Origin of the sequence: Congregibacter litoralis KT71 (assembly GCF_000153125.2) — a bacterium.
GTDB lineage: Bacteria > Pseudomonadota > Gammaproteobacteria > Pseudomonadales > Halieaceae > Congregibacter > Congregibacter litoralis.
Window position 1 is genome coordinate 839,490 of sequence record NZ_CM002299.1, and the last position, 12,777, is coordinate 852,266.

Consider the following 12,777-nt stretch of genomic DNA (forward strand, 5'->3'; position numbering starts at 1 on the left):
CTAGGGCCCGTCGATTTTCGCGAGACGCCCTTCAAATACCGTACCCCAGATGGAGATATCGCGAAGCCCTTCGACGCCGACGGTATAGGGGTCTTCCTCAAGCACCGTAAAGTCCGCGCGTTTCCCCGCGCGAATCGATCCGATCTCATCTTCCCATCCCATGATCCACGCCGCATCAATGGTGATTCCCCGCAGCGCTGTGTCGAGACTGATGCGCTGATTCTGACCCGTTGCATTGCCGTTAATGGTGACCCGGTTAGTGGCGGTCCACGCCAGGGTTAAAGGCTCCAGAGGCGCCATGGGGGCGTCGGAGTGCAATGCGAGGGGAATGCCCGCTCGTTCTACGGACCCCAGGGGGACCATCTGGGCGCTGCGATCCGGTCCCAGCCAGGCCTCTCCATACAGATCCGAGAGTATGTAGTGATAGTAGGGATTGGCAGAAATGACGCCTCCGAGGGCTCCTAATTCCCGGATCTGTTCTTCCGTCGTATAGGCAAAGTGCTCCAGAGTAAGCCGGTGATCGGGGCGGGGATGCGCAAGTTGCAGGGCTTTTAGCATCTCAATGAGGGCCGCCGCGCTGGCATCACCGTTGGTGTGGGCATGGAGTTTGTAGCCCGCCTGCCAGAAGTGCTGTGCCCAGCTAGTGGTGACCTCCAGAGGGGCCATCCATTGGCCTTCATGCCCGTCGAGGTACCCCGGTGGACCCATCTGCGCGAGTCCGCTGTAAATTGCGCCGTCCATCATCAGCTTGAAGTGACGATCGATCATGACGCGATGGCTATTGCTCTCCCGCCAGCGATCAATGTCTTTCTCGGCTTCCTCCGGGCTCCGACCCCGGGCCAGGAAGTCAGTGATGATGGGTGTCATGATGATGCGCAGGGGAGCGTCCGTGTCCTTTACGGCTTTGCGGATCAGGGCGAGCTCCTGCTCCGGGTTGCCAAAAATGCCGGTACCCATATCCAGAGCGGTGGTGACACCTCCGCGGTGGGCCATGGCCAAAAAGTTCTCCATGCCCCCGAGAAAGCGTGTCGGCTCAAAAACAAAACCGAGTTTTGGGATCAGCGCTTTGAGTCCGTTTTCCCAGAAGTGTCCCTGCTCCCAGTCCGCCTCGTGAAGCTCCCGGACCTCTTCCTCGCTAAGCTTCAGTTCTTTGATAGCGGCGTCGTTAAGAATCAATTCGTGAAAAGAGCGATGCCACAGCATCACCGATTGATCCGGGAACCAGTCGCTGAGCTGTTCTCGATAGACATCGCCATGCCACAACGGGTGATAACCCCAGGCTATGAAAGGATGGTTCCCCTCATGAGCGTTTACGAGGCTACGCAGTTTTGCTTCGAAGCTGTCGGGCGTTAGAGCGCCGGGATAGCTTCCCGTGGGCAACTGCCAGTCATCCGGCGCCAGGAATGGGAACTGCGTCAGTACCGCCGGTAGCGTCGGGTGGACATGGGGGTCGATAAATCCCGGCGTGAGAATCATGTCCTCAAGCTGCCGGTCCACGCTGTAGTCGGCTAGGGCAGCGGTGTTCTGAAGTTGTTTCAGGCTGCCCACAGCAACAATGCGGCCGTCCTTCACGGCAACTGCCGTCGCCTCCGGCAAACCAGGGTCCATGGTGATGATCCTGTCAGCGGTGAAAATCACCTGTGCTTCCAGCGGTGATGCGGTCCCAAGGCTCACTACCAGCCCCAGACAAACTGCGATGAAAAATCCTGAATCTGATCCTGATAAAAAGGGCAGCAGCTGCCTTTTTGCTATGAGAGCGGGCATAGATACAGATACCTTTCGCATAATTTTTATAGAGCGAAGAGTCTAGTCGCTATGTGCGCCTCAGGGGTAATGAGGACCCTCGGCGCTACAAAGCCCCTTACTGGATAACTTTAATCCAGTCGCCGGTGCGAGGCTCGCCCCGGGGGTAAAAATCATTGATGAGCCTGAGCTGTGCTTCCGCATCGGGTATGCGTGCGCTCGCGGCAAGGGAGCGTACATCTGCTCCGCGCGGCACCTGTATATAGCGAACATAACGCCCGTTGTTGGAGCTCTTCTCTTTGGGGTGCATGGCCCGGAAGCTCTCGATGAGTGCCAGCAACTGGCTATCGCTCGTCGCAAAATCCGTGGCGTCGCCCTCAAACAGATAGGTGAGATTGTCAAGGTTAAACACCGCAAGACGCTTGTCCTTGCCGGCGGCGGCTGCCACCGCGGTGTAGCCGTCGAGTCCGCTCTGCTGCAGGGTTTCGCCGTCCCTGAGGGTGCCCTTGGCGGAGGATTCCAGCACCGCCTGAGGTGTGGCGGAGGGGTCTTTCCTGCGCAGGGTAATGGTCAGGCTTGCGCTCTGGTCCGGCGCTGCGACCACCACTGCTCGGGAACTGGTAGTCACGGCCCAGCCCTCGGGCTGCTCAATCGTGAATCCCAGCTTGTTGTGGTAATAGCGATCGTCCGCCCGTTGGCCCTCAACGCTCTCGCCCCACACCAGACCGTCGGTGACGCGGCGAAACTCTCCGGGCTCCTCGGGACTTTCGATATAGGTGCCGTCATCCAATTCGTTGGCGGCGCGAATCACCGTTTGCAGACGCTTGTCGTTCCGCGGGTGCGTTGCGTAGAGGCCATGGTAGGTGGTGCCGCTTTTGCCAGCGGCCTTTGCTTTCAGGCGCATGAACTGTTCCTGATTCTTTAAAACGCCGATGACGTCCAGAAGTGCCTCGGGTTCGTAACCGGCTTTGTACATGTACTCCGCACCCAGACCGTCGGCTTCCAGTTCCATATCCCGGCCATAGCCGCTGATCACCTCAGCACCGTACATATTGGAGGCCTCATAGACGGCGCTGCTGCCCGTGAGTACGTAGGCGGTGGTAGACAATACCTTGCTGGTCACGCCGGCGGTCTTCCTGCGCCCGTGATGTCGCGCGGTGACATGGGCTATTTCGTGACCGATAACACCTGCAAGCTCAGCTTCCGAGTTGAGATAGCCGATGAGCCCGCGATTCACGTAGATAAAGCCCCCGGGTGTGGCGAAGGCGTTGATTTCCGGGGCATCTATCACTGCGAAGGTGAACTCACGATCGGGCATATCGCTCTGCGCGACCAGGCGTTGACCGATTTTTTCCACGTAGGCCTGAAGCTCCGGATCCTCGTAGAAAGCCCCTTCGGCGAGAAACTTGTCGTACATTTCCTGGCCGGTTTCGCGCTCACCGCTGGCGCCGGAAAGTACCACGGAGGTACCCCCCGTAGCGGGATTGACGGCACAACCTGAGGCGCTGGCGAGGGTGACCCCCAGCACGGTGGCGATAAGTAGACGCTGGAATTTAGTGTTCACTGGACAAAAACTGCAGCAATTGATCCCCCAGGCCATCGCAGGCCGTGCCCTGTACCGGGGCGATGATGGGGATGGGTACCACCACGGCGGGCATGTAGGACTGACCGCTGGTGCTGGCGTTGAGACGGCCTACTTCGGCCTTGTCCGTGAAGTCCCAGATCGTGGCCTCGTAATCAGATGCATTACCCCAGGTGCCAAAGCCGAAGCATCCCGCACCGCCGGGCCCCACACCGCAGGTCATGGACCCGGCAGAGTTGGTTTGCACGGTGCTGCCATCCACCCAGATCATGTACTCGAGTTTCAGGTTGGCAAGCTGCTGCGCCACGGGCTCCTGCTGCACCAGACGATCAATGTCCGCCGGTCTCAGGGGTGCGGTTCTCGGTTCAAACCAGGGATAAAGCGTGTTGATGAACTCGATTTCATCAATGATCTCAATGCTCGAATCCCGAGCCACCACGTGGTCGGCGATGCATTCAATAAAATCAAATTCGGTTTCGTAATCGCTGGCGTGGCGTCGCCCCAGAATCACCACCGTGGAGTCACCGATACCCTCGATGGGCTCGTTGAATACCATCTCGTCCACGGTGGAGGTCACGCAACCCATTAGCGTGAGACTCATGAGGCAAAGCGCTACAATGCGTGTAGCTGTGATCTTTGCGGTGCTCTTCATCGTGACGCTACCCCCCCGCGTTCCTGCTCCAGTTGCTCGAGCCACTGGGCGACTTCGGGGACTTTGTGGAAGCTGGTGATAAAGTGTGCGCCCGCATCCCGCAAGGCAACGACCGCCGCAAGATTGACCGCCGCTTCATCGCTTTGCAGAAAGGCCGTGGGCGTTTTGCCGTAGGCGGTCATGGTCCATTCGGCAATGGGCTCGCCGTTGGTGGTTACCAGTTCGAAGGCATAACGCATCCAGATCTCGTAGACCTTGACGTTGGTGTGTGCGGGGATGGCGTACTGAAGCTCGTCGACCCGGGGGATGAGCACCGCGTCGACCACGGGGTTCATCTGCTCCGGCGCGGGCTTGCCATCCATTTTGGTGACGCCGGCGAACATATTGTCCAGCAGCTGTCCCCACATGGCGACCTGGGCCTCGCCGGTTTTTACAATCCAGGATGATTCCGCTCTGCCCTTGGCTTCGTCAAAGAACTCGTGGCCTTCGAACTCCGGCTCGTACCAGACGCCAAGTTTTACCGGCAGGGGCTCCATCAGGGGCGGAGGAAAGTTACCCGAAACGATCACTTCCTTGGTGCCACAGCCGGCGAGAAACACCAGCGCCAGGGCAAGCATGCCCCAGACGGAGCGGGCCTGCGCGGTGGTGAGTCGACGGGCCGTGGCAGTGTCCAAGTGTCCTTGCCCGCCTCTGCGCCTGTCAGGGTCTGAAGTCATTAAGTCCGACAAACGTGCCTCCATTGCGATAGGTCAGCTCCCGCATGAGCGCCGCAAACCTGATACCCGTAGTTTGCAGGTTGGCTGCCCGAATAAATTGTACGGGGAAGCCCACGGCGTGGATTCGCACCAGTCGCTGGCCATCGGCGGCCTCGCGGTTGATTCGCTCTACAGTATCCACGACTTGTCCGATGGAGTCCCCGGTAAATTCATCGCCGAAAACATAAATACTAATCTTTTTGTTGGGGTCGTAAAAAGTACGGATGGCGGCTGTGATTCCCTCTACCGGCGAGGAGTTGCTGAAGACGTTCCAGTTACGCAGGTTCTGCATGATCACGCGGCGCCGTCCATCGGTATCCGGAATCCACTGCCCGCGGTAGCGGCTGAACATGTAGTTGCCCATGTCATTCATGATCTGTATGCCCTTCACATTGGGATAGATGTTCAGGGTGGCATCGATCTCCTGCATCATTCGCTCCCAGGCATAGGAGAACATGGAGCCCGAGGTATCAATCACAAAAATGATGTATTCGCTGTCTACCGGTATACCGCCGATGAGGTTGCTGGTGACTTCCAGACCGGCGAGTAAACGCTTTTGTTCGGCGGTCAATGACTGTCGGGCAATGGCCAGCTGTTCGGTGATCACCGAGTTGGTGTTGCTCTCCACCTGCAGGCTGTCGTAGCGGGATTTGGTTGAGGCCAGCTGTCCGCGAAGAATCGCAATGCGCTCCTTGTACTCTGAGAGTTGCTCCTGGCGGGCATTGAGATCCCTGTTCAGAAAACGGGTCTCGCCACGGATCTCAAACAATTGCTCCTGGAGGTCCGCCACCAGACCCTCAAGGTTGACTGTGGAGGCCTCAATGATCTGGGGCTGGACGGTTTTTGTGATCATCAGGAGCAGGATCACCGCGCCAAAACCGCAGCAGATGACATCCAGGAAGGAGAGGGTGAATTCGGACATTTCGCGACGTTTACGCATTCACTCCGCTCCTAGGGCCAGTCACTGGAGGGACTCATAAATGAGCCCCGGGTGCTTTGGGCCAGCTGCCAGAATTCCGAGGCTGCCAGGGGGTCTCCCTCCATGGGCGCAAGAATAATGTTCACGGGCACGTTTGCCGGGAGTTTGCGTACGGCCTGTCGATAGAGCCGCTGTCGCTGATTACCGCTGACCGTATTCCCGCGGGGAGGGTTGGCTCCCTGGGTGGGAAGTCCGTCGGTAATAAGAAAAATGTTGTCGGGTATCGGTGACAGCGTCTGTAAATAATCAAACACGTTTTCCAGGCTGGTACCGCCGGCGGGAGTAATCTCTCTCAGGGCCTGGGACATGTCTTCCAGCTGTGCCTGATCCGCAACTTCCAGCCATTGACCCGCGGTGTCGGGCAGGGCGGTCTGCGCCTGGGTGTTGAAAGTGATCACCTGGTATTCGCTGCCCACGGGCAGCTGCGAGGTGAGCCAGTCCATGGTGTTGAGTGCCCGGGTCCATTTCTCGGCGCTGCGCTGGAGTTTTGGATCCATATTGCGAAGGCGGATGATGTTCACAACGCGGTCGGCGAGCATGCTGGCCGATATATCCAGGAGGATTGCGATGTTTTTACCGCCGAGGTTCAATCCCGTCAGATACTGGCGGTTGCCGTCACCCACAAAGCTTCGGGCGCTTTTGCCGCTTTCTTCTTCGGCGGCTTCGCGCAACTTCTTCACCTCTTCCTCGAGAGACTGCACTTCGGCCTTGAGTTTTTCTACCGCCTCGTCCTCACTGACATCCTCGGGGATCAAGGCGGCAATGAGAGCTTCATACTCTTCTACCTCGTCGATGACCCGCGTCGCCCGGCCCTCGGCTTCAACAACTTCCAGGTTGACTTCGTTGAGGGTGTTGCGCAGCACCACAAGCCCTTCCTCGCCCTCCCGGATATCTTCCTCGAGCATGTTCACCTCGGAGAGAAGATCGACGTTGAGTTCCTTAGACTCCACGACGATGGAGTGATCGATGATGAGAAATACGAGGATTACGGCGCCGAATCCACAGGACATGATGTCCAGGAAGGACAGGTTGAAGGTGCTGAAGCTTCGCTTATTGCGCCTCGCCACGTGCCGGCCTCAGTCTCGCACTTCGATGAGCCGTCCGTGGCCGGTGCTGCCCAGGGACAGGGTGTCGCCCAGGGCCAGGGGCTGTTGCGAAGCGCCGGGCATGCCATTGATGAGCGCGCCGTCACCGTGGAGGGTCCAGTGATCCTCTGACTTGCGTAGGGAGAAATCCCCGCCCAGGGCCACCTCGTGACCCCGAAGAGGCAGCGCCAGGGTCCCAAGAAGCACATGGGTGGCCTTACCCGACGCGGCCTGCTCGTTTTCCGGGATTTTTGTGGGGGTGGGCTCCGCCTCGGCTTTGGCTGATTCTGGCGCTGCCGGGGACGCGGTCCCGTCGTTGTCCGAGGGCTGTGGGTCTGCCGGCGGCAGCTGATCTACCAGATGGACATCTTCCCCCGGCAGCTCGATGTGAACCCGTTTGGCGATAAAAGCAGTCCACAGCGTGTCCGCAGAAAGGGTGCTCGTTTGCCCCTCCATGGCCTCTATGCCCGGGAGAAGATGTAGCTCCGGGTCCAGGAGAATGGGCACTCCCGTCTCTGGTTTGGACTGCTCCAGCCCCTTGATCAGGCGCTCGCTGGCACCGGCAAGGGCGCTGGCCGTAACACGGCTGCGATGACCGTCGATATCAACGCTGGCCTCACCACGCTGGCGCAGCGTCGCCAGAATGTCCGGAAGCTTGTTGTAAAGATCCTGCTCGCTTCTGGCGCTCCGCGTGGGATCAAAGCGGGTCTGCTGAATAAAGGCGCTGGCGATGGCGGAGACGCAGCGTTCCTGCAGCGCCAGGAGGCCACAGGCGGGGAGAGGAGTACTGCGTGTCACGCGGATCGTGCCGTTTTCCACGAGCAGTTCGTTGATAATGGTCTGGTTGAGCTGGCTCTCCAGATGAATGGCTTTACCCGCCTGCAACACCATCGGATGGTTGCTCGCCAGGAGCACGCTGCGGCTTACTATTCCCGAGACGGTAAAGTCACTGGCCTGCGCCACACCCAGTAGTAAAGAAAGCTGCTCCGGAGGCATGCTGTCGGGCACCGCCAGCACCAGGGCATCGGGGGCACCCGCCGTCGCGTGAATATGACGGAGGTGGGAGTGCACCAGATCGGCCGTATGCCGCGCTGCGCCCAGGGTAGGCTTCAGGGGCTGCGTGCTCAGCTGCCACCAGAAGCGGCTGTTACTGTCCCGGGGTCGCAGGCGCGATTGCTCCAGGGCTGCCTGTCCGAAGTGATAGTCACCGCCCTCCAGTACCACGACGCCGGGGCTGTGCAGGGCAGACCCCTCCTGCCAGAGGCTGATCTGCGTATCGCGACAATCCAGAATAGCCATCAGTCGCTGGCAACCAGAAAGCGAAGGAGGCGGCTGTCTGCGTAGCGTTGGCCGTTGAGCACCAGGCGTTCCTGAGCCAGCTGAAGCTGATGCAGGCAGAACATGATGATGATGGAGAGCACCAGCGCCACAAAGGTTGAGTTGAAGGCGACGCCCAGACTCACGGTAACCCCGGAAATGTCCCCCTCCACCGCTTTGTAGGCCTGTCCCAGGGCGTCACCAATACCGCGAACCGTACCGATAAACCCGATGGAGGGAATGGCCCAGGCGATGTAGCGAACCATGGAGAGCTCGGAATCGAGGCGGTCGGATTCGATGTCACACTGTTCCCGGATGGCGTCGGATACCGCGGGAATGCTCCCGGTGGTGGCGAAGCGCTGCAGGGCCGAGAGCAGGGTGCGGGGCAGCAAATATCCCTGTTGCGTGACCGGAAGCGCCTCGATGGAGCGGCTGTATTGCCGCGCATCTTCCGGGAGCACGCTCGTGCCCTCGGGGATCGATAGCAGTTCTTCCTCCAGGAGTTGCTGCTCCTTCATATTTTGGCGGCCCTTGTAACCCATAATGGACAGCGCCCAGATCAACAGGATGAAACAGGCCTCCTGCTCGAAGTCACGAATCACTACCGCCAGGCTGCGCTTGGGGACGACCTCTTCCCCCGCCGCCTGAGCGGCCATTTCGGCGGCTAACTGATCGTCGGCACTGGGGCGGATCACGGCGACGTACATGGCGTGCACCAGAATGATCGCCGTGAGCAGGGCGAAGAGCTGGAACATGAACTCGGAGGAGAGGCTGTTCTTCATGGGGCTTCCTAGATGTCGACGGGAAAGGCGACGGAGAGATCCTCTGAGATCTGCTCCGATGCCTCGTAATCTTCGAAGGGTTGGTTGACCGGTGGGTTGGTTACGGGCTCGGACTCGGCGTCAGCGTCTTTGTCCACCGGATCCACGGCCTCAGGCGTCGAGGCGGAGGACTGTGCCGGAGGTTGGGCCACCGCCATGACATTAAACAGGGCGGAACTGGCCAGCAGTAGCACGACGCCCCCCAACAGTTTCTTTACTGTGCTCATTTGCCGCATTGTCTTACTCCGCGTAACGGGCGATGCGAAATCCTACGTCATCCCGCCCCGCCTGCCCATAATCGCGGTAGGACAGGCGCAGCTCGGGAAGTCTTCCCAGGGCCCAGCTTGCACCGCGGATTACGTAATTGTCTCCCCGTTGGCCGCCCAGGGGGTCCGTCGTCACGACGCCACTGGATGCGGGGATGGTGTACACGTCATGAATCCACTCCGAGACATTGCCCCCGAGATCAAAGATACCGCGTTCGTTTGCCGCAAAGCTTCCCACGGGGGCAGCGACCACATAGCCGTCGTCATAACCGTTAAGCACCCGGCCCGTCACATAGGCGGAGCTATTGTCCGCAACATTTTCGACAGCTTTCTTGGGCGGGAATTCCTCGCCCCAGGTGAAGCGCTGGAGTTCCTCGCCCTTGAGGCGTGCCACCCAGGCCCATTCCGCCTCCGTGGGCAGGCGGTAGCCCAGGGCGTCGGGATTGAATCCGATGATGATGCCCTGCTGTTCCTGATAAAAGGGCGTGAGGCCCTCCCGACGGCTGAGCCAGTTACAAAATGACGCCGCCTGTTGCCAACTCACCTGGGCCACGGGCTGGTGTTCACGGTTCAGGCTGTTGCCCTCAATCTGACCAGAGTTGTGCGAGGCCTGAAACTGTCGGAACTGTGCGTTGGTGACTTCCTGGTTCTGAAAATAGAAAGGTCGCTCCAGGCGCACAGGATGCAGCACCTCGTTGGCCCTGCGTCCCGGATCTCTGCGGGACGCGCCCATGGAAAACTCATTGCGCGGAGAGTCCAGAGGATTCATGAGCACCAGGGTCTGGCCCAGGGCGGTGGTGATGGTGGGGGTCAGGCGCGCCTTGCGTGCGGCTTCGGGGGTGAGGAGCGTGAGCTCAATGAGTTGCTCCAGACCGGGTCTGGGTGTGACGCTGCGCTTGCTGCTCTCGTAGCCATCCAGCCGCGCTTCGATGCGCTGGACAACCGCGGGCAGGGACAGGGTCTGAGTGCCGCGGCCCACAGGCTTACCGTTCACCAGTAACTCGGCCTCCGCGGGGCTGACCTTGACTAAAACATCGCCCAGGAGGGGCTTGAGGCTGACGCTGCGAGCTCGTCGGGCCCCCGCTTCCATGCGCACCGTATCGCTGGCGCGCCGGTAACCCGCCCGGGAGAGACTGATACGGTGGTCTGTGTTCGGTGAGAGTTCGATTTCCAGAGGCGTCTGCCCGGCGAATTCCCCGTCGACACTGACGTTGGCCCCATTCGGTGTGCTAGTCAGCGTCAGGACACCCGTAGCCGGTGTGAGCTCCACCGTGCCGAGATCCTGCGCCACCCCCGCTTCCGATGTGAGGGTGAAGTCCTCTCGCGCAAAGCCCGGCCGCGTCAATGCGAGTTCGTGCTCTCCCTGGAGGATTTCGAAGGTACCCGGGGTCTTGCCCACGGGGGTACCGTCCACCAGAAGTTCAGCCCCGGGTGGGTCGCTGGCGATGCTGACCTCGGCCCAGGCGGGATCCAGAGACAGATCAAGACGCTGCTGGACGTTGCGGCCCGTGACATCGATAACCTGGCTCAGGGGGAGATAGCGGGGGAGCTCGAGGCGTAAGGTACGGCTTCCGGCTTCCAGGGGGAGATCGGTCAGCGGTGTCACACCGAGGGCTTCATCATCCACAGAAAGCGCTGCGCCCGCCGGCGTGGTGGCGATGGTCAGGCGACCGGGGAGGGGTTGAAGTATGACTTCCTGGCGCTGGGTCGCGTCTTTTGAGACCTGGATATCGCTTTCGTAGGGATGATAGCCGGGTGCCGTGACTGTCAGCGCATAGGTGCCCGAACGCAGCAGGAAGCGGTCGCCGAAGGGCAGCACCAGCCCTGCAAGTTCGAGGTCTGCGTCTTCTTCGGCTACCACGGAAATTTCCAGGGAGCGTGCGGTGAGCAAAAACCACAGAGCCATCAGGAACAACAGCACAGCCGCGATCAATAGCCAGCGCGAGGCAGGGATTCGGGCTTTTTTCTCGACGGCAGTGGGGTCCAGGGGTTCAAAAGCCGCAGCCTGAATACTTCTGGGTTTTTCCTCACTCATCAGATGGCCTCAGTACAGGCAACATACACCTCAGAGAGGTTTCCCGGGGCAACGGTAAACACCACGCGCGCATCCCGATACCCCCGGCGTGAGCCTACGGCGGTGTACTGCCCGGGACGCAGCTTCAGTTGCTCCTGGTTAAACAATCCGAGACGCGCCACCTTGTACACCGTGACTTCCGTGAGGCCATCGGAGCGCAGGGTGACGGGCAGGGGAGTGCTGGCCACCGCCAGCACATCCTGAGCGGCTTCGATCTGTGCGCTGAGGCGGGGCCCCCGATCGTCAAGGGAGCGGGCGCGGGTAACGGCGTTTTGGGCTTCCCGTAAAATCGCGTCATCCACGAGGCGCTCGGGTTTTTCGACTATTGCCGTAAGCTCTTTTTCTGCCTGCGCCCGGGGCCTGGCAACCAGCAATCCCTCGCGGGCAAACCGCAAGCTTTGATCAATAGCCAGGGCCTCTTCAAACACTTTGATGGCCGCGTTCCAGTCCTCGTCTGCAAGGAGACTGTTGCTGCGGTTTTGTAGTCGTTGGAGCGTGGCGGCGGTGCGTGCCGACGATAGCTCCTGCAATGCCGCTGCGGCTTCGGAGGAGCCCGGGTACAGCTTGCCGGCCCGTTCAAAGCGCCCCTGTGCCGTTTCAAAGTCCGCCTCGTCCAGTGCCGCATAGCCTTCTGACATGGCGGTGTTAAAGCGTTGCTCCGTCAGTGCAGCCCTCAGTCTGTTCAGTTCGCTGGCGACGCGCTCATGGGCGCTGTCGTTCGTCGCAGCGCTTTCCATGCGCGTGACGGCACTGTCGAGGTCACCGGTTGCTTCCGCGTCCGAGGCCGCAGTGTAGTCTTCCGTTACCGAGGGGAGTACCTCAAACCTCTTGCGGAGCGAGGCGGTCTCCGGTGCCCCGGGCTTCAGTTTCTCGGCGAGGTCCAGTGCCGTTGCTGCAGCATCTTTGTCGAAGGTCTCGATGGCTTCCCGGGCGCTGGTGATCTGCGCCTCGAAGCGTTGCGGCAGAGACTGCTCGAGGGCCAGGGCCGCCGTCAGGGCGTCCTGATAGCGGGTGATGGCCTCGTCAAAGGCCCGCTCGCGGTAGAGTTCATCACCGGCAAGGGCCTCCTCGGCGATGCCCGTCATTGCATCGGCTGCCCACTCTTCGGCGCCGCGCTCCTTGAGATTCTCCTGCACGTCCAGTAACTCCGCCAGCAGATCCTGGGCCTCGGCGCGGGCTTTTGCTGCCCGGGCATCGGCAAAGGGAGAGGCTGCGTTGCCGTCTGCGAGGGCTGCCTCTTGAGGCGAGGGCGCCCTGTCCGAGGCCGCGGCGGGTGTCGATCCCGAGGCTGCTTCCCTGGCCGCCGGATCGACGTTGGTGCCCCGGGACTCCACCCAGGCGGGCAATACAAAAATCACGACCAGCGCCAGCACAGCAAGGCCCCCGAAAGCGGGAAGGAGCCACGGCGGGCGAGCCTCCGGCGCTGTGGAGGCGGCTGCCGGTGTGGATTCCGGTGCATCAAAGGGTGTGGGCTGAACCCGCTGGTACTGCTCTGTCACTGGG

11 protein-coding genes are annotated in these 12,777 nt (G+C 60.5%); all 11 read right to left on the minus strand.

Annotation, left to right across the window (positions count from 1 at the left end):
* The 11 genes from KT71_RS03855 to KT71_RS03905 all read right to left on the minus strand — a co-directional run bounded on the left by KT71_RS03855 (position 1) and on the right by KT71_RS03905 (position 12,773).
* Positions 1-1,764 (minus strand): amidohydrolase, encoded by a 1,764-nt coding sequence (locus KT71_RS03855; RefSeq protein ID WP_023659925.1) that lies wholly within the window; start codon positions 1,762-1,764, stop codon positions 1-3.
* Positions 1,765-1,861: 97 nt separating this feature from the next.
* Complete coding sequence (locus KT71_RS03860; RefSeq protein ID WP_008292770.1) at positions 1,862-3,307, minus strand: M48 family metalloprotease; 1,446 nt, start codon at positions 3,305-3,307, stop codon at positions 1,862-1,864.
* On the minus strand, positions 3,297-3,911 hold the full coding sequence (locus tag KT71_RS03865; RefSeq protein WP_008292769.1) for a hypothetical protein: 615 nt from the start codon (positions 3,909-3,911) through the stop codon (positions 3,297-3,299). Before KT71_RS03865 ends, KT71_RS03860 begins: the two co-directional genes overlap by 11 nt.
* A gap of 62 nt (positions 3,912-3,973) precedes the next feature.
* Positions 3,974-4,651 (minus strand): hypothetical protein, encoded by a 678-nt coding sequence (locus tag KT71_RS03870; RefSeq protein WP_008292768.1) that lies wholly within the window; start codon positions 4,649-4,651, stop codon positions 3,974-3,976.
* Positions 4,652-4,676: 25 nt separating this feature from the next.
* Positions 4,677-5,672, minus strand: coding sequence for a VWA domain-containing protein (locus tag KT71_RS03875; protein WP_008292766.1), 996 nt, complete (start codon positions 5,670-5,672; stop codon positions 4,677-4,679).
* A gap of 11 nt (positions 5,673-5,683) precedes the next feature.
* The gene (locus KT71_RS03880) at positions 5,684-6,778 is read right to left on the minus strand and encodes a vWA domain-containing protein (RefSeq protein ID WP_008292765.1); all 1,095 of its coding nucleotides are present in this window, start codon (positions 6,776-6,778) and stop codon (positions 5,684-5,686) included.
* 9 nt (positions 6,779-6,787) lie between these two features.
* Positions 6,788-8,095: a hypothetical protein gene (locus KT71_RS03885; RefSeq protein ID WP_008292764.1), complete on the minus strand. Its 1,308-nt coding sequence runs from the start codon at positions 8,093-8,095 to the stop codon at positions 6,788-6,790.
* Entirely contained in the window at positions 8,095-8,895 is an 801-nt protein-coding gene (locus KT71_RS03890; RefSeq protein ID WP_008292763.1) for a MotA/TolQ/ExbB proton channel family protein, read from the minus strand. The genes KT71_RS03885 and KT71_RS03890 overlap by 1 nt, the downstream gene beginning before the upstream one ends.
* A gap of 8 nt (positions 8,896-8,903) precedes the next feature.
* Positions 8,904-9,161: a hypothetical protein gene (locus tag KT71_RS03895; RefSeq protein ID WP_008292762.1), complete on the minus strand. Its 258-nt coding sequence runs from the start codon at positions 9,159-9,161 to the stop codon at positions 8,904-8,906.
* A gap of 13 nt (positions 9,162-9,174) precedes the next feature.
* Positions 9,175-11,235 carry a PEGA domain-containing protein gene (locus KT71_RS03900; RefSeq protein ID WP_008292761.1) on the minus strand — a complete coding sequence of 687 codons (2,061 nt, stop codon included), beginning with the start codon at positions 11,233-11,235 and terminating at the stop codon, positions 9,175-9,177.
* Positions 11,235-12,773, minus strand: a complete 1,539-nt coding sequence (locus tag KT71_RS03905; protein WP_008292760.1) for a tetratricopeptide repeat protein — start codon at positions 12,771-12,773, stop codon at positions 11,235-11,237. Before KT71_RS03905 ends, KT71_RS03900 begins: the two co-directional genes overlap by 1 nt.
* Positions 12,774-12,777: the final 4 nt, after the last annotated feature.

Bases quoted from the DNA above. Each gene is read 5' to 3' on its own strand.
- KT71_RS03855 (WP_023659925.1), bottom strand. From the start codon at position 1,764: ATGCCCGCTCTCATAGCAAAAAGGCAGCTGCTGCCCTTTTTATCAGGA.
- KT71_RS03865 (WP_008292769.1), bottom strand. From the start codon at position 3,911: ATGGGTTGCGTGACCTCCACCGTGGACGAGATGGTATTCAACGAGCCC.
- KT71_RS03875 (WP_008292766.1), bottom strand. From the start codon at position 5,672: ATGCGTAAACGTCGCGAAATGTCCGAATTCACCCTCTCCTTCCTGGAT.
- KT71_RS03885 (WP_008292764.1), bottom strand. From the start codon at position 8,095: ATGGCTATTCTGGATTGTCGCGATACGCAGATCAGCCTCTGGCAGGAG.
- KT71_RS03890 (WP_008292763.1), bottom strand. From the start codon at position 8,895: ATGAAGAACAGCCTCTCCTCCGAGTTCATGTTCCAGCTCTTCGCCCTG.
- KT71_RS03895 (WP_008292762.1), bottom strand. From the start codon at position 9,161: ATGAGCACAGTAAAGAAACTGTTGGGGGGCGTCGTGCTACTGCTGGCC.
- KT71_RS03900 (WP_008292761.1), bottom strand. From the start codon at position 11,235: ATGAGTGAGGAAAAACCCAGAAGTATTCAGGCTGCGGCTTTTGAACCC.